17 protein-coding genes are annotated in these 24,192 nt (G+C 40.7%); 6 read left to right on the forward strand and 11 right to left on the reverse strand.

The genetic code is table 11. The features are described from left to right. Nucleotide 1 precedes the first annotated feature (1 nt). From MMU05_RS14655 to rlmD, 5 genes are all read right to left on the reverse strand, one after another. Nucleotides 2–3,484, reverse strand: coding sequence for a SusC/RagA family TonB-linked outer membrane protein (locus tag MMU05_RS14655; protein ID WP_241142428.1), 3,483 nt, complete (start codon nt 3,482–3,484; stop codon nt 2–4). A 146-nt stretch (nt 3,485–3,630) separates the two neighbouring features. After that, on the reverse strand, nt 3,631–4,665 hold the full coding sequence (locus MMU05_RS14660) for a FecR family protein (RefSeq protein ID WP_241142429.1): 1,035 nt from the start codon (nt 4,663–4,665) through the stop codon (nt 3,631–3,633). Between the two features lie 119 nt (nt 4,666–4,784). Continuing rightward, on the reverse strand, nt 4,785–5,387 hold the full coding sequence (locus MMU05_RS14665) for an RNA polymerase sigma factor (RefSeq protein WP_241142430.1): 603 nt from the start codon (nt 5,385–5,387) through the stop codon (nt 4,785–4,787). Nucleotides 5,388–5,676: 289 nt separating this feature from the next. Further along, entirely contained in the window at nt 5,677–6,054 is a 378-nt protein-coding gene (locus tag MMU05_RS14670) for a hypothetical protein (RefSeq protein ID WP_241142431.1), read from the reverse strand. Then, complete coding sequence (gene rlmD, locus MMU05_RS14675; RefSeq protein WP_241142432.1) at nt 6,051–7,457, reverse strand: 23S rRNA (uracil(1939)-C(5))-methyltransferase RlmD; 1,407 nt, start codon at nt 7,455–7,457, stop codon at nt 6,051–6,053. Before rlmD ends, MMU05_RS14670 begins: the two co-directional genes overlap by 4 nt. 336 nt (nt 7,458–7,793) lie before the next feature. Between rlmD and MMU05_RS14680 the strand changes: the two genes are divergently transcribed. Then, on the forward strand, nt 7,794–8,606 hold the full coding sequence (locus MMU05_RS14680) for an SDR family oxidoreductase (protein ID WP_241142433.1): 813 nt from the start codon (nt 7,794–7,796) through the stop codon (nt 8,604–8,606). Nucleotides 8,607–8,610: 4 nt separating this feature from the next. Then, the gene (locus tag MMU05_RS14685; protein ID WP_241142434.1) at nt 8,611–12,555 is read left to right on the forward strand and encodes an AAA domain-containing protein; all 3,945 of its coding nucleotides are present in this window, start codon (nt 8,611–8,613) and stop codon (nt 12,553–12,555) included. Nucleotides 12,556–12,557: 2 nt separating this feature from the next. Here MMU05_RS14685 and MMU05_RS14690 read toward each other — a convergent pair whose 3' ends face one another. From MMU05_RS14690 to recQ, 4 genes are all read right to left on the reverse strand, one after another. Beyond that, nucleotides 12,558–13,007: a gliding motility lipoprotein GldH gene (locus MMU05_RS14690; protein ID WP_241142435.1), complete on the reverse strand. Its 450-nt coding sequence runs from the start codon at nt 13,005–13,007 to the stop codon at nt 12,558–12,560. A gap of 1 nt (nt 13,008) precedes the next feature. After that, nucleotides 13,009–14,334 (reverse strand): PSP1 domain-containing protein, encoded by a 1,326-nt coding sequence (locus MMU05_RS14695; protein ID WP_241142436.1) that lies wholly within the window; start codon nt 14,332–14,334, stop codon nt 13,009–13,011. A gap of 137 nt (nt 14,335–14,471) precedes the next feature. Then, the gene (gene purD, locus MMU05_RS14700) at nt 14,472–15,770 is read right to left on the reverse strand and encodes a phosphoribosylamine--glycine ligase (protein WP_241142437.1); all 1,299 of its coding nucleotides are present in this window, start codon (nt 15,768–15,770) and stop codon (nt 14,472–14,474) included. Nucleotides 15,771–15,784: 14 nt separating this feature from the next. Continuing rightward, the gene (gene recQ / locus MMU05_RS14705) at nt 15,785–17,962 is read right to left on the reverse strand and encodes a DNA helicase RecQ (protein ID WP_241142438.1); all 2,178 of its coding nucleotides are present in this window, start codon (nt 17,960–17,962) and stop codon (nt 15,785–15,787) included. A 101-nt stretch (nt 17,963–18,063) separates the two neighbouring features. Here recQ and MMU05_RS14710 point away from each other — a divergent pair, with 101 nt between their 5' ends. The 4 genes from MMU05_RS14710 to MMU05_RS14725 all read left to right on the forward strand — a co-directional run bounded on the left by MMU05_RS14710 (nt 18,064) and on the right by MMU05_RS14725 (nt 22,087). Then, on the forward strand, nt 18,064–19,032 hold the full coding sequence (locus MMU05_RS14710; RefSeq protein WP_241142439.1) for a KpsF/GutQ family sugar-phosphate isomerase: 969 nt from the start codon (nt 18,064–18,066) through the stop codon (nt 19,030–19,032). Nucleotides 19,033–19,041: 9 nt separating this feature from the next. After that, on the forward strand, nt 19,042–20,115 hold the full coding sequence (locus MMU05_RS14715; RefSeq protein ID WP_241142440.1) for a mannose-1-phosphate guanylyltransferase: 1,074 nt from the start codon (nt 19,042–19,044) through the stop codon (nt 20,113–20,115). Further along, the gene (locus MMU05_RS14720; protein WP_241142441.1) at nt 20,115–20,453 is read left to right on the forward strand and encodes a nucleotide pyrophosphohydrolase; all 339 of its coding nucleotides are present in this window, start codon (nt 20,115–20,117) and stop codon (nt 20,451–20,453) included. Before MMU05_RS14715 ends, MMU05_RS14720 begins: the two co-directional genes overlap by 1 nt. Nucleotides 20,454–20,719: 266 nt before the next feature. Next, nucleotides 20,720–22,087 carry an exonuclease domain-containing protein gene (locus MMU05_RS14725; protein ID WP_241142442.1) on the forward strand — a complete coding sequence of 456 codons (1,368 nt, stop codon included), beginning with the start codon at nt 20,720–20,722 and terminating at the stop codon, nt 22,085–22,087. A 7-nt stretch (nt 22,088–22,094) separates the two neighbouring features. On the opposite strand, the gene MMU05_RS14730 is transcribed toward MMU05_RS14725, so the two are convergent. Further along, the gene (locus MMU05_RS14730; protein ID WP_241142443.1) at nt 22,095–23,477 is read right to left on the reverse strand and encodes a glycoside hydrolase family 30 protein; all 1,383 of its coding nucleotides are present in this window, start codon (nt 23,475–23,477) and stop codon (nt 22,095–22,097) included. 88 nt (nt 23,478–23,565) lie between these two features. Then, nucleotides 23,566–23,970: a hypothetical protein gene (locus MMU05_RS14735; protein ID WP_241142444.1), complete on the reverse strand. Its 405-nt coding sequence runs from the start codon at nt 23,968–23,970 to the stop codon at nt 23,566–23,568. Between the last annotated feature and the right edge of the window lie 222 nt (nt 23,971–24,192).

Here is a 24,192-nt window from a genome sequence, read left to right on the forward strand (position 1 = left end):
ATTAAAATTTGACATTAAGATTGAAACCAATGCCTCTTGTTGTAGGAAGTCCTGTTGATTCCATTCCAACAAGATTATCCGAGGTATATCCAAAGGATTCTGGGTCAATATTATCCACCCATTTTTTTATAATAAAGACGTTGTTGGCAACGAGATTAAGCTTAACAGCACTTACAGGGAAGTTTTCAGGAATGAATTTAGTGAAATCATATCCCATAGTGATCTGTCTCAGTTTCCAGAATCCGGAATTGTAAATTACCGGCTCTACCAAGGCCTGAGACCTTACCACTTCCCAATAAGACTGGACCGGAGCAACAGCAGTGTTTCTTTCACCGGCTAAGTTGACGCCATCTCCCACAACACCGCCTTCACGACCTTCAAGAGTCATTTTATGCAATCCATGTCTTACCGCATTAAAGTTGGTACCGGAAAGCATATTACCACCCAATCTAAAATCAATTAGGAAGGAAAGAGAGACGCCTTTATAATTGAAAGCATTATTAATACCCCCAATCCACTTTGGAAGGGCACTTCCAAAATTGATCAGGTCAAGGGTCCTTAACGGGAGGCCATTAGCAGCAAATATTCTTCTTCCCTGATCGTCTCTTCTATATCCGAATCCTGCAATTTGCCCCATTTCTTCTCCTACGATCTGTCTCAGCTCACCGTTGAAGACGTGATTTCCGACTGTTATTCTCTCACCAGGTGTGTCAGTCAATAAGCTTAAAACCTCTGTGATATTGTAGGCTCCGTTGAAGGAGGCTTCCCAAGTGAAGTTATTGGTTTCAACAGGTACTACGGTCAATAACATTTCGATACCTTTATTGCTGCTACGACCGCTGTTGATGGACGTATTGACAAATCCTGAAGCATCAGAAATCTGGGCACTTACAATCTGGTCACTGGTGATTTTGTTGTAGGCTGCAAGATCCAACGCCACTCTGCCTTGGAACATCTTCATATCTATACCGATTTCAGTTTCTGCAACCCGCATCGGCTTCAAATTTGGATTTGGAAGTGTGGAGCCAATTGGACCGCCAACAGGCTGGTTATTGAATAAGTTGGCATTGACGCCATAAAACAATACGTTGGAATAAGGACCGACATCTGAGTCACTGCCCACTTCAGCATAGGCCAATCTCAATTTTCCGAAATTCAACCAACCCGTGGTTCCTGTGTTTTCGGTAAATACCCAGCTTGTGGAAACTGAAGGATAAAGAATACTTCTGTTTTCAGGAGAAAGTGTCGAGAACCAATCGTTTCTTACAGTACCATTGATAAAAAGGAACTTTTTATAAGAAAATTCAGCAAAAGCGAAGAGGGAATTTACGGCTCTCTCTGACCTGTCAAAAATCGGGTCTTTAACCCTGCCGTTTTGGACAGTATAAAGATCACGTACCACAAAATCCCTTGCCTGTACGTTGTTCACATCAAAACTTCTTTGCATATGGTTACCACCGATGTTGGCATTGATACCATAATCACCAAATTCTTTGGTTGCAGAAAGGATGAAATCTGCGTTGACTTCTCTGAATCTTCTTGATTCCTGAGTATAAAGTCCGTTGACAAATCCGGCAGGAGCAGCTGCCAAGGAAGCCTGGCCTGTCGGGAAGTTGTTGAAATCTTGGTCTCGTGACCAATAATCCTGTCCAACGCGGCCTTGGATATAAAGCCATGGGGTGATGTCATATTTCACAGCAATGTTTCCAAAAATCCTATCTCTTTTGATGTTGTTAAATTGCCTTGCAAGCGTAAAATAAGGATTGGTTCTGTTTCTGAATCTGGAATAAACAGCTTCGTTGCCTAGGATATCAAATTTATTCTCATCCAGAACATTCAAAGGCATGGAATTGGCCATGTTGTATAAGGCAGTAGGAATGGAGTTATCCTGGTTGGCTACGTTTGGCGGGTTTTTGTTTTCCTCGATAGAGTAGTTGATATTTCCCTTAAAGTTTAACTTTTTGGTCAATTGGTAGCCAAAGCCTAAATAAATGGTCTTTCTGTTAAATGAATTGTTTGGAACAATACCCTTACTGTTTAGATCTGAGAAGGAAAAGCTAAGGCCACCTTTATCACTTGAGGTAGACAACATGATGGAGTTGGTGGTATTCTGACCGTTTCTGAAGAAGTCATCAACGATTCCTCTAACAGGAACATAAGGAACGGTGACTCCATTAAATAGGACTTGGGTCATTCCCGGTGCGAATTTCTCACCAAATGACCATTGTCCTGAAGTTGGATTGGCGGTTGTTGGTCTGACACCTTGCTCACCTTGGCCATACTCATACTGGTAATCTGTAAAATCCAAAGGTGTTTCGTTGGTGTAATTCAAGTTATAAGTTATTCCAATTCCTTTTGATTCACCTCTAGATTTGGTGTTGATCATGATGACACCGTCTTTTGCCCTAGATCCATACAATGCAGATGCTGCGGCACCTTTCAGTACAGTCATGCTTTCGATATCATCAGGGTTGATACTACTCAAACCATCGCCACCGTCAGAAGTGATACCACCACCCCTTACACCGATGGAATTGTCCGCTCCACTGTTTCCTGGATTTGTTCCAAAGTTTGTATTGTCGATCGGAATACCGTTGACAACGATCAGTGGATTGTTTTGGCCGGAAATAGAAGATTGACCCCTGATTCTGATTTTTGTCGTTCCTCCCGGACCGGTTCCCATGGGAGAAATTGCCACACCGGCAATTTTGCCCTGTAGGGCATTCATGAAATTTGGAGTCCTGTTGATCGTCATTTCATCGGAACCAACGTTTGTAGCAGAATAACCAATACTTCTAGAGGTTTTTTGGATACCCAAGGCCGCAATGACGACTTCTTCCAAAGCCCGGGCTTCTTGAATCATGACCACGTTGATAATGGATTGATTTCCTACTTCAATTCTTTGCGGAGCAAAGCCTATGTAAGAAAACACGAGAGTAGAACCTGCAGGAGCGGATATCTTATATTTTCCGTCGATGTCTGAAACTGTTCCCTGCGTCGTACCTTCAATAGAAATAGCTACTCCGGGCAAGGTTTCACCCGATTCAGAAGTAACAGTTCCCGAGATATCTACAAAATCGTCATTGACTTCAATGTCGATCTTCTTGGAGGAAATTTCCGGCGCAAGTGATTTGACGCTGATGACATTATTGACCTGCTTGAAATGAAGGTTTTTTTTGTTGGCTACTTCCAAAAGGACATCAGCTACTGTCCCGTCATAGGTGCTGAGTTCTATATTTGAATTGTCCTTCAGGTTTTTTTCAGTGTAAAAAAAGCTGTAATCTGTTTTGCTTTCTATGGCATTTAGGATGTTTTCCAGACTGCCTTCCCGGATATCAAGTTTGATGTAAACCTCATCAATACTTTTTATCTGGACCAAATTGCTATTTGCAAAAGCTGCATTCATGGCTATGGTCAATAAAAACGCACTCAAAAGCGTTCTTTTAAAGACCATAAGCGTAGTTTTTAGTAGTGATTGTGACATATTTTGGGTTGTGTTAGTGTCAATCATAAATTATGATAATGATTTCCTTTACCTCCTTAGGTGATAGGTAAAGGAAAAACCCCTCTTTAGACTTAAAGAATAGGGTAAATTTGGAGTGGTTCATTTTTTTGTTTCATAGGCATAGGTTAGTTAAATTCTAGAATTACTTCATTACCGTTTATTTTATATTCAAAATCTACTGAATAGCTCAATACTTTTAAGACATTGGAGAGGTACTCATGGGGTTTGAAAGTACCGGAGCATTTATACTCGGGTAATTTTTTAATTCCAATGACCTTAATTTCTACTCCGTACCACCTTTCCAAATCTTCTACGACCTGATTGAAAGGAGTTTTTTCGAATTGCAGGATACCTTCTTTCCAGCTTAGAAAATGGGATAAATCGACATTGTTCTTTTCAAAAGTGTGTTTGTCTTCTGAATAATAAACTGCTTGTCCGGGTTGAATTTCAATTTGGTTCTGGTCAATATTATTCTGAACCCTCACCTTGCCCGTGGCCAAGGTCACCTGAATGTCGGGATTGCCTTTATATGCCTTGATGTTAAAACTTGTCCCCAAAGCCGTGGTAGCAATATTCTCTGTGATTACTGTAAATGGATATTTTTCATCTCTGACCACTTCAAAAAATCCTTCCCCTTCTAATTTGATGGTTCTGTTTTGGGCAAAATCACTTGAGTAGGTCAGCTTGCTTTCGGCGTTCAAAACCACCGTAGATCCATCAGGAAGGGTGATTATTTTCTTATTTCCTCTTGGGGTAGACCTTTCGATGGTTACTGCTTCTTCAAATACAGAGGTTTCTACTGTCACTTTTTCAGGGCTGTTGAAATAGAAAACATAGCTTACTGAAAAAAGCAAAATCAGGGAAGCTGCTAACCCTAAGGAGAGCTTTATTGATTTTGATTTCTTGCTTGAAGACTTTTTGGTAGGATAGGAGTTGGTATTTTTTCTGGTTTTTGATTCGGCCAAAATAGGAATGTGAACGTTTTCTTTATCTTGAATTAGTTCAGAATTATCCACCTCTTTGGTCCAAATATCAGCTATAATAGCATTATAGGTATCCTCGCCGGCAGGTGAATCAAGCCAGGTCAAAAAATCTTTTGCCTCTTTTTCAGGTAGTTTTCCTTCAAAAAACCTATCAATATCGCGTTTGCTATAATTCATCAATAATTCCTTTTCTATATATAGCCTTATCGAAAAGGATTTACTTAGTCAGAAATAGAAAATATTTTATTTATTTTCAAAAACGAAAAATATTTGAATGAATATCCTGTATTGGATGATTAAAAAAAGTAATAGATAAGTCCGATTGCCAAAGATTTGATGGCAATGAGGTATTTTTTTTGGAGTTTGTTTTTAATCGACTTTGTAGCCACATAAATATGGCTTTCAACGGTTCTTTTGGAAATGCCCAATTTTTCGGCAATCTCACCTGAATGAAGATTGTCATAATTTTTCATTTTGAAAATCGCCTTTTGTGTTTTGGGTAATTTTTCGATTTCAGAAATGGAAATCCTTTCAAACTCCGAATATTCTATCTCAAGCTCAGTCTCGTTTGTTTCAATTTCCAGATTTGAAAAGGCATAGACTTCATAAGCAATTCGCTTTGCTTCTTTCTTGGCCTTTTTGATGATCAGTGATTTGAGGATGGTAAGAAGGTAGGCATTGAATGAAAGTTCTGAATTTAGATTTTGTCTGGTTTTCCAAATGATCAAAAATACTTCCTGAACAATCTCTTCTGCGTCTTCAGATGAAAGGTTCATCTTTTTGGAGGTGTTGAAAATCTTATGCTTAAAAAATTCGAATAATTGTGAAAAAGCTTTTTCATCACCTTCCCGGAGTTTGGAAACTGCTGAAGGAATATCCAATGCTTTTTCTTTATTCATATCTTGAAAATAATAAATTCAATTAAAGGAACGGATAAATAGTGGTTCTCACAATGATTAATTTTTGGAATATCAAACGGTGAAATAATATTCTGTTATTAATTCATTACTCCAATATAAATACGCTTTTTAAAAAAATCAACAGATTTTTCGATTTCAGAAACGATTTGCTTGTCCTGAGGTAGAATAGTATGGTAAAATGAAAAAAAAATCAAATAACTAAGCCAAATCAAAGCCAATTCTTAAAAAAAACAGCAAAGTCCTGACGGTGTCAGGACTTTGGCTGGGATTAATCTTCCGGATAAGGAATATACACGAAACTGGTAAAAACACCATCCATTACAAAAAGGCAACAGAATTCGTCAGGGTCTTTGTATGCCGCTTTGAATTCATCCAACAATTCCTCGGCGATAAGTTTCCTTTGAATAAATTCATCCAAGTAGGTGATGAAATAATTCCAGTCCAAGTCTTTTTCCACTTTGCCCAAAAGCAATTTCCCAATCGGCTGCACTTCTTTTGAGATCGGGAAAATCGGAAAATCGGAAAACTTTCTACTTCTGACCTGATAAGAAGCTTCCTTGAGGATATCTGAAACTTTGACAAAGTCTTTGGTAATGGTTCCCAGATATTTGCCGCTCAATTCGGGGTCATTGAAATCTGAAATCATGGTTTTAAAGTTAAGCGTACAACATTTTCTACATGATAAGTCTGGGGGAACATGTCCACTGGCTGGATTTTATCAACCGAATATTTCTCTGATAGCCAAGCCACATCTCTCGCTTGGGTGGCAGGATTGCAGCTCACATACACGATTTTTGGTGCTTCCAGTTTCAAGAGCATTTTGACGACATCTTCGTGCATACCTGCTCTAGGTGGGTCGGTGATGACGACATCGGGTTTGGGATGGTTTTTTACAAAATCTTCAGTCAGAATATCCTTAAGATCCCCGGCATAAAATTGGGTGTTTTCGATTCCATTTACTTTGGCGTTCAGCTTTGCATCTTCGATCGCAGCCTCTACATATTCTATCCCGATGACCTGTTTTGCATTTTTGGCAACAAAATTTGCAATGGTACCTGTGCCTGTATAAAGGTCAAAAACCACCTCATCACCCTTAAGGTCTGCAAATTCTCTCGCTACTTTATAAAGCTCATATGCCTGTTCGGAATTGGTCTGATAAAAAGATTTGGGACCGATCCTAAATTTGAGGCCTTCCATTTTTTCCTCGATATAATCTTTACCTCCGAAAGTGACGACATCAAGGTCGTTGAAGGTCTCGTTCTTTTTCAGATTGATGATATAAAGGAGTGAAGTGGTTTGGGGGAATTTTTGCTGAAGAAATTCCATGACTTTATTGACAGATTCCATATCATCTTCCCCAAACTGCACAATAATCATGGATTCACCTGTACTCGTGGTCCTGATGATCAGATTGCGCAATAACCCAATCTGATTTCTAATGTCATAGAAACTCAGGTTTTCTGCCAAAGCGAAATCTCTCAAAGCTATTCTGACTTCATTGGAAATATTTCCCTGAAGGTAGCAATGCTCAATGTCTATGATTTTGTCAAACATCTTTGGAATATGAAATCCTAATGCGTTCCTTTCAAATTGTGCTCCTGAATTGATTTCTTCGCTTGTCAACCAACGGTTGTTGGAAAAAGTGAAGTCCAGTTTGTTGCGGTAATATTGGGTTTTTGCAGAGCCAAGGATGGGCATTACTTCCGGGATTTCTACTTTGGCTATCCGCTCAAACTGATCGACTACCTGCTGTCTTTTGTAATTTTTCTGTAAATCATAATTGATATGCTGCCACTTGCAGCCGCCGCAGGTCCCAAAATGGGAACAAAAAGGCTCAATCCTGTCTTTGGAATACTCATGAAATTTGATGGCTTCTCCTTCCATAAATGAGCTTTTTCCTCTGTTGATGCGGACATCTACCAGATCACCGGGAGCTGTATTCTGTACAAAAACCACCTTTCCTTCATAGTGGGCCACACATTTACCTTCCGCCGCTATCCTTTCTATCCTCAGGTTGGGGATAACCTTATTTTTCATCTTTCTTGACATGGGCGCAAAAATAAGCGTTTGGATCGGAAGATTGGACAAATGAAAAATTAAAAATCAGACGGTAAAATCTGCTTTTATGGTTATCAGCTTCTTTGCCAGTAACCCTATGTTATTCTTCAAGTGGGACGGAAGACCAAAGTCGGAAGTCCGATGTACCGAGCATTTAAGTTTGTAGACAAGATTTAAAATAGATATTCAATTTACTGGCATCATTGCAGACATTCATATTTGGTTTTAATAAGATCTGCTTATCCTCCCTATACTTTCCAAAAACATCAGGTCCGATTGCCAGCCTTCAAGTCGAATTTTTATCTTTAACCTTTCAAAGCCGTACTTATGAATTTAAAAGATAAAGTTGTTATTGTGACCGGAGCAACCTCAGGGATAGGTGAGGCCTGTGCATTGGTATTCGGGAAAGCAGGTTGCAAAGTCATCATCACAGGAAGGTCTCAGGTAAAGTTGGACAATACCTTAGATATCCTTAGGAAAGCAGGAATTGACGCTTTTGGAATCATAGCAGATGCAGGTTCCGAGTTGGACAATAAAAACATGGCTGAAGAAGCCATCAAACATTTTGGTAAAATTGATATTTTGATCAACAATGCGGGGATTTCGATGCGGGCTTTATTTGAAGATCTAGATATGGAGGTTTTCAGGAAAGTGATGGATACCAACTTTTGGGGCACGGTCTATGCGACCAAATATTGCCTCCCTCAGATCCTGAAAAACAAAGGGTCCATTATTGGGGTATCTTCCATCAACGGATATCGCGGGACTCCCGCCCGAACAGCTTATACTGCCAGCAAATATGCCATGAATGGTTTTTTTGAATCGCTCAGGACAGAGGTGATGAAAAGGGGAGTACATGTTTTGGTGGCCTGCCCTGGTTTTACAGCTTCCAATATCCGCAACAATGCATTGACTGCCGACGGGTCTGTTCAGGGAGAGTCTCCAAGAGAAGAAGAAAAAATGATGACTTCCGAAGAAGTTGCCCAAGAAATATTCCAAGCGACCATCAAAAGAAAAAGAGATATTGTGCTTACTAGGCAGGGAAAATTGGCGGTTTTTCTAAATAAATGGATGCCCGGTATCATGGATGGCATCGTCTATAACCATATGGCCAAGGAAAAAGATTCTCCTTTCAAATAAACCGATGCTCAAAGATATCCTTCAGATTTATCTCAACAGGTTATTGGACCTTTCCAGCAGGAACAGGTCGATATACCTGCCGCGACTGATTCCCAGTCAGATGATAGATTTGAATGACCTGGATTTTTTAAACCACAGACCTGCTTTTGGGCTTGTTGAATCACTTTTGGGCAAAGACAAAAATGTTACCCTGATTCCATTTGCAGACCCTCGCGATGCAAAAGTCAATGTGCTTTCCCAAAGGCTCAACAGGCTCGAACACCTCGTCAAAACTGCTGAAACCGAAACGGGTGAAAAGAGCCTTTTTGTGGGTTGGCCTTTTGTAGAAGGAAAATTACTCAATGATCAGGTGATCAGATGTCCTTTGATTTTCTTTCCTGTGGAATTGAAAAAATCCGAAAACCAATGGGGTCTAAAAAAAAATGGCTCTGATGTACCTTTTTTCAACAAGGCCTTTTTGTTGGCATATGCCTACGCGTATGGCAAAGACCATCATTACAATGGAGAAGAAAATCCCTTAGAGAATTTTGCAACCGACCCGATCGGATTCCGAAATGACCTTTACGCTTTGCTCAAAGAGGAATTTGCTTTGAACTTCAGTTCAGAATTGTATGAGAATAAAATCTCTACTTTTCCGGATTCTTCAAAGTCCTTAGACGAGGAAAGACTCAAAACAGGAAAACTTCAATTAAAGCCCTATGCAGTTTTGGGGCAATTTTCCCAAAAAGCCAGTTTTCTGATCCAGGATTATGAAGACCTGATAGCAGGGGAGGAGTTCCCTGATTTGGAATCTTTATTTCATAAATGGTTTGCACCGGAAGAGGAGCAACCAATATCTGTCCGGGAAGACCAGCTTTATACTGTTTTTCCGGTGGATGCGAGTCAGGAGGAAGTCATCAAATCAGTAAGAGAAGGAAGATCCTGCGTAGTGGAAGGTCCTCCGGGTACCGGAAAATCGCAACTCATCAGTAACCTTGCCATTGATTTTGTATCGAGGGGAAAGAAAGTACTCATCGTTTCACAAAAGCGGGCTGCTTTGGATGTGGTGTTCAAAAGATTGTCTAATGAAGGATTTGGTTCTTTTTTGTCTTTGGTACATGATTTCCGGGCAGATAGAAAAGCGCTATACAAAAAAATACACGATCAGATCCTGTCTTTGGACAGGTATCAGGAACTGAACCGGGGAATCGACGCCATTCAGTTGGAAAGGCAATTTTCCCAGTATTCTAGGCTGATTGATTATCATAGCGATTATTTTTCAGGTTTGAAAAAAGCCCTGTTCAATACAGAGGAATGCGGCATTCCGGTAAAGGAATTGTATTTGGGTTCCAAGCTGTCGGACGAGGCATTTGACATGAACCAATATTACCGAAGATTCCATGCAGGCCGGGTCAATGACTTCTTGCGGGATTTTAAGACTTTTGCCGGATTGTTCAGAACCTATCAGAATCCGGAGTCCTTTTGGTTACATAGGGTGGATTTCAGCAGTTTTGGAGCTGAAGTTTCCAAACGGATTCAGGAAGTCATGTCAGAAATCCATCATCTCAAGCTCAATTTTGAAAAGGATTTCTCCCATCTAACTTCATTTGAAGTGTCTTTTTTGTTTTCATTTTTCGAGCAAAAACAGAGAATTCTGGACTTACAAAAATTATTGAAGGAGGAAGAAATTCTTGCTCTTTTTTGGTCTTTAAAAGATTTGCCGTCAGGTGAAGTGGACCTTCTCTGGCTGGAACATAAGTTTGAAGCCATCAAATCACTTTTTGCTGAACAGGGAATAGAGTGGCACAGCAAAGACGGAGAGGTCGAAAACTCACTCCGGCTTTCCCTTGAGTTTTTGGAAAGGAAAAAAGGCTGGAGAAAAAATATTCCACTTTTGTGGAAGAAAAAGAGGTTCCATTCTGTGTACAGGCTTTTGTTTGAAAACAACCTGCAAGCCAATGCCCACGGCATTCAAATCTTGATCAAAAAGCTTGAAAACAGGTTAAATCTCAACCACCAATATTCTATACTGAAAGAAAAAGATTGGATCCAACTTCCCGTTAAACCATTCGATTTTAATTCCTTCAACCACATCTCAACTCGGTATACTGAAGCCGCAAAAGCAAAGCAACTCTTTCTTGAATTCGGTTTATTGAAAGAAATATTGATCGAGAATTTACAATCCGGTATTGACTTTGTACAAAGGCTCAAATTGGTCAATGCCAATATTGGAGAATTGGAGGCAAAGATTCCCTATTGGTCCCTTTACCTGAGTAAAATCCAGATTCAACATCTGATCACTGAAAGTACAGGAGATGGGATTTTGTCTCTCAAAACTCAGGTAACCACTGTTTTTCCTGACTTGGTGGTCTTTGACCGATTGCGAAGCAAACTCAAAGAACAGGATGTCATGGTCATGGAAAAAATGCTTGCAACTTATCCCAACCAACAATTTGAAGAATTGAAAGCCCTGTTTTTGGCAGGATTGAAATTGAGTTGGATAGGTCATATCGAGACCAAATATCCTTTGCTGCAGGATGTGGTCACCGATCGGACCAAACAAATGCAGGAAGAAATGATGGAGGCAGTGCTTGAGAAATGGAAACTATCGAAATACATCGCCGAGATCAGGCTTCGAGAAAATACCTATAAAAACCTAGAACATAACAGGCTTGGAAACCTGCTTACCTATAGGGAACTTTCCCATCAGGTAAGCAAGCAGAAGAGGATATGGAGCATTAAAAAACTAGTCGAAAATTTTGAGAAAGAAATATTCCAACTCGTTCCCTGTTGGTTGGCATCGCCAGAGACTGTTTCTGCACTTTTTCCTTTGAAGCAGTCTTTTGATTTGGTGATTTTTGATGAATCCTCCCAATGTTATGTCGAGCGTGGGCTTCCGGCCATGCTGAGAGGAAAGCAGGCGGTGATTGCCGGGGATTCCAATCAACTCCGGCCTTTTGATCTGTATCAAGTAAGATTGGAAACAGAAGACGAAGGAATTGAGACAGAGACGGAATCTTTGCTCGAACTTGCTTCTTCCTACTTTCAGAAATTTTGGTTGCAGGGACATTATAGAAGCGAACAATTGCCACTGATCTATTTTTCCAATAAGAATTTTTATGAAAACAAGTTGAAAATGTTGACCAAAATGGACCTGGTCAATGAGGCAGTAAACCCATTTAAATGGAAACCTGCCGATGGAATATGGGAAAATCAAGTCAATGTGATTGAAGCAGAAGCAGTATTGGATGAGATCAAATTGATCCAGGAAACCAATCCTGAGCAAACTATTGGGGTGATTACTTTTAATTTTTTCCAAATGGAATACATCCGGGGACTTGTATCAAAAGATCCTAAAATTCAACAAGAAAATCTCTCTATCAAGAATATTGAAAATGTACAGGGTGACGAATTTGATTGGGTGATTTTTTGTATTGGCTATGCCAAAAATAGAAAAGGAAAATTGATTGCCAACTTCGGGATGCTTTCCAAAAAAGGAGGAATCAACAGACTGAATGTGGCAATATCCAGGGCCAAAAGGAAAATCACTTTGATCAGCAGCATCAAGCCTGGGGATTTCAATTCTGACCAATTGAAAAATGAAGGAATCAAGATGCTTAGGGATTATCTGAATTTTGTGATTGACATCTGTGAAGGCAAAGTTTTGGCAGTGCCTGCACCCATCCCCTATAGATTTGAATCCGGATGGTCCTTAAAAGACAAAATCGAGGGGGATTACCAAGGCTTCTCATTAGAACAATTTCCTTCCTCCAGATGGATGGATCTCGCCGTCAAAGTCAATGGTCAATACAAGGAAGCATTGCTCACCGATGACCAAAGGTTGTATGATTCTTCAAGTGCCAAGGAAGCATTTGTGTACCATTCCCTGCAATTGAAGGAAAAAGGGTGGCCGTACAAGTTTTATTACAGCAGGCAATATTGGATGGAAAAGCCGATTTTGGGTGAATAGACCTATTTTTTAACCACTTTTAGACCTACTGTTTCGATTCCGGGAAGTTCTTCCACTCGCATGTATTGAACAAGATGGATGCTGCTATAGGCATTATCCAAAGGCAAGGTATCATACTTTGTAAAAGTGCCTCCATACCCCTCGCCAAGTGGTTGTCCCGTCGTGCTTTCAAAAAGAGGTATGTCAAGCAGCTTGGTCTCTATTTCCTTGCCCAAGCTGTCTTTCAAAATATACCTTACATAAAGATTTCTAAAGCCGTAATCCTTGGTGTACTTAATCCCAACAAGGGTGCTGTTTGGACCTTGGAGTTTTGGCACTTCAAAGGAAACTGTATCCGAAACATGCCATGTTCCGGATTTCAGTCCTTCATATTCTTCAAAAACCCTGTTTCCGTTACAGCCCGCCAATAGAAAACCTATAGCGAGGATCGATCCAAAAACCCTTAGATTCATATTATTGCCCTGTGTTTTGATCACCTTTATTTTGCTCTCCCTTATTCTTTGAATTGAATCTCCTTTTATTGTTTTTCTTTTTCCTTGGAACTTGGTCAGGATTGTTTTCTCTGGGAATAAGAGCTCCTTTTTCTTGGTTTGAAACTGGCCGGGGAAGGTTCTCAACATTTTTCCTTGGAGGATTTTGACTGCCTGTTGCAGGCTTATCTGAAGCAGGCCTATTGGGTCGTGCTTCGGATTTGGGAATGTTTGGCTTTGACTCGGGCTTGATGGCTTCTTTTGTCATCACCTGATTTTCGCCCGGATTCCTTGATTTCTTTTTCTTTTTTGATTTTTTGTTTTTGCTGAATTTCTTGTCCAGCGCATCAAGTTCCATATTGGATTTTGAGATCAGATCCTCCTGTTCCTTGCCATGGTTTGTTTTGAGATCATAAGGAACAACTCCTTTTGAATTCAGTTCAAGAATTTCCGAAACCCTTTCACAAGTGATGGAATGCCAGTTGTTGTCATTGTTGTAGCTGAACCACATCAATTTTCTGAATATGTCGGTTTTTTGGAGTTTGGCAAATCCAGCCTCCGTTTGCAAAGGTTTGTCGACTTCAGGAATATCACTTAACGCCGCCATGTATGTATCCAGCTCATAATTGAGGCAGCACTTCAGCCTTCCGCATTGTCCGGAAAGTTTGGTTGGGTTGAGTGAAAGGTTTTGGTATCTCGCCGCAGAAGTATTCACACTTTTGAAATCATAAATCCATGTTGAGCAGCACAATTCCCTGCCGCAAACACCGATTCCTCCAAGTCTTCCCGCTTCTTGCCTCAAGCTTATCTGACGCATTTCAACACGGATTTTAAACTCCGATGCAAGGGACTTGATCAATTCCCTAAAGTCTACGCGGTCATCAGCAGAATAGTAAAAAGTGGCTTTTGAATTGTCAGATTGAAACTCTACATCAGAGAGTTTCATTTCCATCTTCATTTCATCGATGATCTGTTTTGCCCGGTATAAAGTAGGAATCTCCCTGTTTTTGGCTTCTTCCCACTTTTCAAGGTCTTTTTGGGTGGCTACCCTGTAGATTCTGAGGATATTGTCATCATCCTTGATTTTTCTTTTTTGCATCTGCAAGCGAACAAGTTCACCTTGCAAGGATACATATCCGATGTGGTGGCCATTGGGTACATCTACCACTACAGGATCACCGGTCGTGAGGGAAATGCGGTCTATATTTCTGTAATATTCTTTCCTGCCACCTTTGAACTTGATCTCCACGATATCGAATTTATCGATCGTTGGGATTCCCATATGGGTAAGCCAATCAAAGGAATTCATTTTATTGCAATCGCTTGTTCCACAGGTGCCGTTGTTTTGGCAGCCTCCGCTTGATCCGGAGGTGGTTGAGCAGCTAGTACATCCTGACATATGTTAATATATATTATGGGAGAAATGTTCTCCTCTTGGTTTTGGATTTATTTAATCAAATTTAGGATATCCTGTCCGATGTCTTTTCGGTAGTATACCCCATCCCAACAAACTTCAGCCGCTTTGGTATATGCATTTTCAAGGGCTGAAGCAATATCTTCTCCCATTCCGGTGATGGCTAGGACCCTTCCACCGTTGGTAAGAATTTCTCCTGAATCAGAAATTTTCGTGCCTGCATGGAATACTATGGATTTTGACGATGATTCGTGAGGGTCGAGACCTATTATTTTTTTACCTTTTTCGTAATCTCCAGGATATCCGCCTGCTACCAACACGACTGTGGTGCAGGTATTGGAAGCAGTTTCCAACAGATAGGAATCCAATTTACCTGTTCCCATTGCGTACAGAAGATCCACGAAATCACTTTTGATTCTAGGCAAAACGGCTTCCGTTTCCGGATCACCCATCCTGACATTGTATTCGATGACATAGGGATTGCCGGCATCATTCATCAGTCCTATAAAAAGAAAACCCACATAAGGAATATTCTCTTTCTTCAATCCCTGAATGGTCGGTATGACAACCCTTTCTTCTACTTTTTTGATAAACTCTTCATCTGCAAAAGGAACGGGACTTACAGCGCCCATTCCTCCGGTATTCAAACCCGTATCGCCTTCACCGATTCTTTTGTAATCTTTTGCTTCAGGAAGGATCTTATAATGGCTTCCATCGGTAGCCACAAAAACAGAAAGCTCGATGCCCTTCAAAAACTGCTCAATCACAACTTTGTCAGAGGCTTTTCCAAATTTGCTATCCAATAGCATTTCTTTCAGAGAATCTTCTGCCTCATCATGACTCTGACAGATCAGAACTCCTTTGCCTGCAGCCAGGCCATCTGCTTTCAATACTATCGGAAGGGATTGTTTTCGGATGAAAGCAAGCCCTTCTTCAAATGTCTCTTTGGTGAAAGTTTCATAAGCAGCAGTGGGTACACTGTACTTTTGCATAAACTGCTTGGAAAAATCCTTGGATCCTTCTAGCTGTGCACCGGCCTGAGATGGTCCAATGACCGGCAAGTGATGCAGGGTGGGATGGTTGTCAAAAAAATCAGTGATCCCTTTGACCAAAGGTTCTTCAGGACCCACCATAATCATGTCTATATGATTTTCGATAGAGAAATCAGCTAGGGCATTGAAGTCTGTTGGGGAAATGGCAATGTTTTGGGCTATGGAAGCAGTGCCAGCATTTCCGGGAGCAACAAAAAGCTGTTTACAGTTTGGGCTGTTTACAATTTTCCATGCAAAAGCATGCTCTCTTCCGCCACTTCCTAATAATAATATATTCATTAATCGATTTCGTTTTAGTTGGCATGCTCCGATATAAACTTGATCCGATAGACCCTGATTTCTTCTTCAGCGAAATCCTCTTCTTCAAGTTCTGCAAGAGCAGCTTTAATATTGTCAGAATCAGCAGTCATGAAATAATCATGGAGAACGTCTTCTCTTTCTTCGTCCATGATATTTTCGATGTAGTAGTTGATATTCAGCTTGGTACCACTGTAGATAATCTGCTCTATTTCTCCTATCAATTCTGACATGGAAAGATTTAGATTTTCAGCGATCTCATCCAGGTCTACTTTCCTGTCCACTTGTTGGATGATGGAGATTTTGACCTTTGACCGGTTTCCTGCTGTTTTGACTACAACATCAGATGCTGTTATAATTTCATTTTCCTCTACGTAAGCTTCAATCAATTTTAGGAAAGGAGCGCCGAATTTAGTGACTTTCCCCATTCCAACTCCATTGATCTGCGCCAATTCCTCCTTATTAGTTGGATATACTGTCGCCATTTCTTCCAGTGAAGGATCCTGGAAAATCACATAAGGGGGCAATCCTTTTGATTTGGCTACTTTCTTACGTTCCGCTTTTAGCAATTCAAAAAGCTTTTCATCATAAGCTTTGCCACCTGCTGCAATCTCCTCTGCATTGGTGTCCACAATTGCTTCCTCAAAATTGAAATCTTTGCTTAAGATAACCGAATAAGGCTCCTCTAGGTAGTTTTCACCCTTCTCAGTGATTTTGATGACACCGTAGTTTTCAATGTCCTTGTCAAGATATCCAAGAATCAAAGCCTGTCTTACAACCGTTTTCCAAAGTCTTTCATCATCGTCTTTTCCTTTTCCAAAAGCAGAAATCTGATCATGTCCATAGCTAGCGATATAGTCATCTTTTTCGCCTCTAATTACTTTTACTATGTGGGCGAGGTTAAATCTGTTGTTGGTTTCTTTTACCGCGGCTATTGCTGAAAGCAAATAATCAATTCCTTCGAATTTTTCTTTTTGCTTTTTACAGTTGTCACAGTTGCCGCAGTCATGGTCCATTGTTTCGCCGAAGTAATGTAGAAGCACCCTTCTTCGGCACATGGTACTTTCAGCGTACGCAGTCATTTCCTCAAGTAGGATTTTGGCATTTTCCCTTTCGGTGACAGGCTTGTCTTTGTTGAATTTTTCTAGCTTGACAATGTCATCATACCTATAAAACATCAGGCAATGCCCCTCTAGTCCATCCCTTCCTGCCCTGCCTGTTTCTTGATAATATCCTTCCAATGATTTTGGCACATCATAGTGGATGACATACCTCACATCCGGCTTGTCGATTCCCATTCCAAATGCAATGGTAGCTACGATCACATCCGTCTCTTCATTGAGGAAATCATCCTGGTTTTTTATTCTTACATTTTGATCCAATCCGGCGTGGTAAGGTGCGGCATTGATGCCGTTGACTTTGAGCAATTCAGCTATTTCCTCTACCTTTTTGCGGCTGAGACAATAGATGATTCCGGATTTTCCTTTTTGGGATTTGATGTATTTGATGATCTGCTTTTTGGTTTCATTCTTAACCTTTGGCCTGACTTCATAATACAGGTTTGGTCTGTTGAAGGAAGACTTGAAGATGTCAGCCTCTTCCATCTGTAGGTTTCTTTGGATGTCAACCTGAACTTTGGGCGTAGCAGTGGCTGTCAAAGCCACAATCGGAAGGTGAGAGCCTATCTGGGCTATAATGGTTTTGATTTTGCGGTATTCAGGCCTGAAATCATGGCCCCACTCAGAGATACAATGGGCTTCGTCTATGGCGACAAAACTTAGCTTCGCCTCTTTGAGGAAAAGCATGTTTTCTTCCTTGGTCAGGGATTCCGGAGCTACATAGAGCAGCTTAGTTTTACCTGACAGGACTTCCTTTTTCACCTTGTTAGTCTCGGATTTATTCAATGTAGAATTGAGAAAATAGGCGTTGACACCGAAGGCGTTCAATTGGTCTACCTGATTTTTCATCAATGCAATAAGGGGAGAAATGACGATGGCAGTACCTTCACTTACCACAGCCGGAAACTGGTAACATAGTGATTTTCCAGCTCCTGTGGGCATGATGACGAAGGTGTTTTTGCCCTTCAATACGTTCTCCACAATAGCTTCTTGGGTTCCTCTGAATTGGTTGAAACCGAAAATAATCTTAAGTTTTTCTTTAGCGCTTTGATCCACAATTAATTGATATTACCATGTTACCCTAGGGGTACACATTAAAATTTTAAAGTATTTCTTTTATACCTTTGTTACAAATCTAATGAATAACAACAGCAGTTTTGAAGTTAACAAAAAATATTAAAAGTAGCGCCATCAAAGTGCTTCAAACAGAAGCAAATGCCATTCAAAATCTCGTAAATTTTATTGACGACGAATTTGAGGCATGCGTTGAGGCGATTTTGGAGTCAAAGGGACGTGTAGTAATTACCGGAATCGGGAAAAGTGCGATTATAGCCAATAAAATCGTAGCGACGATGAACTCCACCGGAACGCCCGCACTCTTTATGCACGCAGCGGATGCCATTCATGGAGACCTTGGGATGATCCAGCACGAGGACTTTGTAATTTGTATTTCCAAGAGTGGGAATACACCTGAAATCAAGGTCTTGGTTCCGTTGCTAAAAAGACTTGGATCCAAACTCATTGCGATGGTAAGTAATACGGATAGCTACCTTGCCCAAAATGCAGATTATGTGTTAAAGGCCACCATAGCTGCCGAAGCTTGCCCCAACAATCTTGCCCCCACTTCGAGCACTACTGCCCAATTGGCTTTGGGAGATGCTTTGGCTGTCTGCCTCTTGGAGGCAAGGGGTTTTACAAGTGAAGATTTTGCAAAATACCATCCCGGAGGGGCCTTGGGAAAACAGCTTTATCTAACCGTGGGAGATGTTGTTCCCAAAAACCAAATTCCGGCAGTCGGGGCAGAGGCCTCATTGTCCGAAGTGATCATGGAGATCAGCGGAAAAAGACTCGGTGCAACAGCTGTATTGGACAAGGATTCCCAACTGATGGGTATCATCACAGATGGGGATTTGAGGAGAATGCTCCAAAGGATGACAGACATCTCCGGTGTGCTGGCCAAGGACATCATGACTGTCAATCCTAAGAGTATCAGCGTAGAAGAATATGCCATCATTGCACTCAATAAAATGAAGGAATTCAATATTACACAACTGGTAGCCCTGAATGGCGAAAAAGTGGCAGGATTTATCCATATTCATGATTTAATGAAAGAAGGAATAGTTTAATCGACTTCAATGCAAGAAAGACCCTACATTGTGATTATGGCCGGCGGAATAGGTTCCAGGTTTTGGCCATATAGCAGAGACAACAGACCCAAACAATTTTTAGACATTTTAGGAACAGGAAGAACGCTCATCCAAATGACCTATGACAGGTTTGTGAGGATTTCTGATAAATCTCAGTTTTTTGTTGTCACCAATTCCAAATATGAAAATCTTGTAAAAGAACAGCTTCCCGAAATACCGGAAAGCCAGATCCTGACAGAGCCTTTGAGAAGGAATACTGCCACCTGTATAGCTTATGCGAGTTATAGAATCCTGAATAAAAATCCCGATGCCAAAATTATCGTCACTCCTGCGGATCACCTCATCGTGCAGGAGGATAATTTTTTCAAAACAATGGAAATTGCCATTGCGGCAGCCGAGACCGATGACAGACTGATTACGCTTGGTATCCGTCCAAACCGCCCCGAAACAGGCTACGGCTACATTCAATATATCAGCAACCAAGGTAATCCTGTAAAGAAGGTCAAGACCTTCACAGAAAAGCCAAACTCAAAACTTGCCAAGACCTTTATCGAAAGTGGAGATTTTGTCTGGAATTCCGGAATGTTTGTCTGGAAAGTAAAAAGTATCATCAAGGCCTTTGAAAAGTACATGCCTGACGTCTCAGAAGTATTTGAAGAAGGAGGGGGCCATTTTTCGCTTGAAAGTGAAGATGCATTTATCAAAAAAGCCTATTCTTTGGTCAAAAACATTTCTATCGATTATGGCATCATGGAAAAAGCCGATGAAGTCTATGTAGTCCTTGGAGATTTTGGATGGTCTGATTTGGGTTCTTGGTCGAGTCTACATGAAGTCCATGACAAAGATGTGGATAACAATGTCGTAGAAGCCAATGCCCTTCTTTACGATACCAAAAACTGCTATATCAAAGTCAGTCCCCAAAAATTGGTGGTTGTGGAAGGATTGGATAATTACCTCGTCAATGAAACCGAGAATGTATTGATTATCTGCAAATTGGATGGGGATAAGAAGTTCAGGGAATTTGTCAATGCTGCCAAAGCAAAAGGGGAGGATTTTGTCTGATGAAAAAGGAGGTCACCATTTCAGAAGCCCAACAATTAGTGGACGATTGGATCAAAACCGTTGGCGTCCGCTATTTTAATGAATTGACCAATACCGCCATTTTGATGGAGGAAGTGGGCGAACTCGCCCGGATTATGGCCCGAAAATATGGAGAGCAGTCTTTTAAAGAATCGGATAAAGAGGTAAATATGGCCGATGAAATGGCCGATATCCTGTGGGTTTTGATATGCCTTGCCAACCAAACAGGTGTAGACTTGACTGAGGCTCTTCAAAAGAATTTTGATAAAAAGAATATCAGGGATAAAGACAGGCATAAGGATAACAAAAAACTGCAGTGACTTTTTTCTCCCTTATTCTGAATAGGTTGGAAGGGCTGCAATTTGAAATTGATTAATGATTTTTTTGCCTTGAGGTAGGTCGAAGGCTTATTAAAACCTTCCATTTTTTCAGTTGATTAAATTGAAATCAACTGTGCCAATAAGAATCCTGTATAATCAGAAAGTCTGATTGCTAATACATTCATTTCCAGACATTTTCTGTCGGAGTGCAGCAAACATCCGGATTTTGAGGCGTATTTTCTTTAACTTGTGAGATTAAAATGGCCATGAAATACGTCATCGTAGATATTGAAACAACAGGTGGAAATCCTTCGCAAGGGGGAATTACAGAGATCGCCGCGATTTTACATGACGGGGATCGCGTTGTGGACAGGTTTCATTCTTTGATTGACCCCGAAAGGATGATTCCGGGTTTTATCACAGGATTGACGGGGATTGACAGCAGCATGGTGGCAGGTGCACCTACATTTTCTGAAATTGCGGATGAATTGTATGATTTTTTAAAGGGGAATATCTTTGTAGCCCACAATGTCAATTTTGATTATTCGTTCATTCGGGAGGCATTGAAGCTGACCGGGATAGAATACACCGCGCCAAAATTATGCACCGTCAGACTTAGCAGAAAGGCATTTCCGGGTTATGGTTCCTACAGTTTGGGTAGAATTTGTGAGCAATTGTCCATTTCGATCAAAGACCGGCATCGTGCCATGGGAGATGCAGAAGCTACTGTGGAATTATTTGACAGGATTATCAAAGGCAACCCTGAGGTTATTTTCCAGACTTTGAAAAAGGCCAACGGAGAAAGTTTTCTTCCTCCCCATATTTCAAAGGAACGTTTTTTAGAAATTCCCGAAAGCACGGGCATTTATTATTTCCATGATAAAAACGGGCAGGTAATCTATGTCGGCAAAGCCAACGATATCCGAAGCAGGTTCAAAGGACATTTTTCTTCGAGTTCCAAAGACAAGATGCAGCTATACAATGAAATCCATGATGTCAGTTGGGAACTTACAGGAAATGAATTTCTGGCATTTCTCCTTGAATCATTGGAAATCAAGCGGTTGTGGCCAAAATTTAACAAAGCACTTAAATATAATTCTTGGAATTGGGGATTGTATCAATATGAAGATGGGCAGGGTTATATACGGTTTCAGGTTGGAAAGAATTCGGGAAGCCTAAAACCTATTCTGGAATTTGAAAGCCATTCTGAAGGTTGGAAGTTTATGATGGATCAAGTGGAGGTTTTCCAGCTTTGTCCAAAGCTAGCCGGTATCCAAAAAACCGCAGGCGCCTGCTACGATTTTCAGATTCATAAGTGTTTGGGAGCATGTTGCAATTTGGAATCCGCCGAAATTTACAACAGCAGGGTAAATGGTTTTCTTGATTCCATCATAGAACAGGGCGGATCGGTGATGATCAAGGAAACAGGTATTTTTCCCAACGAGACGGCATTTCTTTATTTCGAAAATGGAGTTTTTTCAGCTTACGGATTTTTGGATCAAGGAGATTCTTATTCAGACGAATTAGAAATCATCCAAAACCTCAAAAAGGTCAAGCATTTACCTGAAACAAAGTACATCTTGAGGTCATTTATCCCAAGACTTTCCTTAAACCAAATCATGGTTATAAGATAAGATGGGTTTATAATACAATGGTAGCCACCGCGCCGGCTTCCAACACTGCTTCACCCAACCATTCTTTACTTTGAACCGAAAAGGTTTTGGCTTCTTTGGATTCATTCAAAAGGAGGAGTACGATTTTACCGTCAGGTCTTTTGAAGGCTACATTTGGTAATCCCTCAGGTTCAGTGCTATCTATACGGATCGATCCCGGTAAGACATATTTGGAGACGTGGGCGATAACATAGTAGGCGGGGTTCCGCAATACATTATCGATTTTAATAGTAATGGCGCCTAGACATTGGTCGCATCCTCCGCGGTCGGTGTGGGGTTTGAGATCAGGTGCCGAACTTAAATTCCACTCCAAAACAGTTTTGGCCCAGTTTCTCGGTGCACCGATAGTCAGGTTTTTGGTATGCCAAGCAAGGTCTCCGGGCAAGTTTCCCGGCGCACCGACCCATTGTTCAGTGAAATATAGATTTTTATCAGGATGGGCTTTATGGACTTCCGACAGGGCTTCTATGTTTCCACCATACAGGTGAAATGCGGATCCGTCGATGAATTTCTTTGCTTCAGGATCATCCAAAATACTGATTGGATAATCAGGCCTGTCTGCATTATGGTCGTAGATGATGATTTTGGTTTTGATCCCGTTTGCTTCAAATTTTGGCCCAAGATGGAATTTGATAAAGTCCCGCTGCTCCTCAGCGGGCATCAGCAGACTAGGATTGTTGCCGGGGTGAAGGGGTTCATTCTGAATGGTAAGGGCATCGATTGTAAATCCTTCTTCAGCCATCTGTTGGATGTATTTGACCAGGTAAAGCGCATACCTGTCATAGAATTCGGGGAGTAATTTTCCACCCCGGGTATCCTTGTTGTCCTTCATCCAAGAAGGTGGCGACCAAGGAGATGCCATCAACTTAATTGCCGGATTGATGGTCATGATTTCTTTTAGAACAGGTATGACATCATTTCTATCCGGTCCCAAGTCAAACTTTAAAAGCAAGGTGTCTTTTTCACCGTCCTCTACATCATGGTAGGAAAATGGGTATTCATTCAAGTCGGAAGCAGCAACCGACAACCTGAGGTAGCTGACACCGATGCTGTTTTCTTCATTTCCAAAAAGCTCTTTCAAAATCTCTGCTCTGGCAGTAGGGTTCATTCCTAGAAGATGAATTGCGCTTCCCTGAGAAAGCGTAAACCCAAAGCCATCCATTTCCTGATAGGTGACAGATTCATCAATTATAATATCAGCGTTCTCCGAATTGGCTTTTGAAAATACAATAGCGGGCTGTTTTTCAAACAAGATTCCGTTTTTTGGATCTGTCAACCGAAACTCGGCTTCTAACTTTGGTTGGTTGCAACCGATCAGGATCAGTGGGATGAAATATAATAAATGCTTCATAGGTGGATTTAAATGAGAAAGCCGTGGAATTTACAGGAAATTCCACGGCTTTAAAAATGTGTGCCTTACTTTTAGGTTATGCTTAAAATCAGAACAGCATAGAAGCCAATCCTAATTTACTTTTAAATGGTTTGATCAACCCATTTATTTTGTTGGTGTATTTTCCTAAAAGATCATTGCCCAAAAGACTCGTCAAGAATTTTTGTCTCTCACCTCCCAAATTATTCAAAAGACCTTTTTTGGCATCATCTGTCCCTGTCCCGCCTAGAATTTTGAAAATCTCTCCGGCAAAAGTCTTATTGTTTGCCTTCAATTTTGAGGTTTGATCAGCACTAAGGCCTAATCCTGAAACATTGTCCAAAGCACCCAAAAGCTGCTTTTGAAGATCTGCTGTCGGAACTTCCACTTTTGGAGCTTTGATTGCCTGCGCTTCTGCATTATAAGTGAATAATGCTATGAATAAAATTGTGAAAAGAAAGAATGATTTTTTCATAATGGTTTTTTCTTTAAAGTTAAATAGATTGAATGTAAATATTTGGTTTTTTAATAAAAATTTAACGTTTTAAACACTTTCTATCAATATTTTGCAATTATTTATACCATTTAGGATAAATACATCTATTTTATATTTTTTATGGTTTTAACGATTCAAAGGGTTTTGCAGCTAGATTTTGGCTGTGATTCAATGAAATTCGCTTTAAATTTCCCAGGCTTT

It is taken from the genome of Cognataquiflexum rubidum, assembly GCF_022538115.1.
GTDB classification, from domain to species: Bacteria; Bacteroidota; Bacteroidia; order Cytophagales; family Cyclobacteriaceae; genus Cognataquiflexum; species Cognataquiflexum rubidum.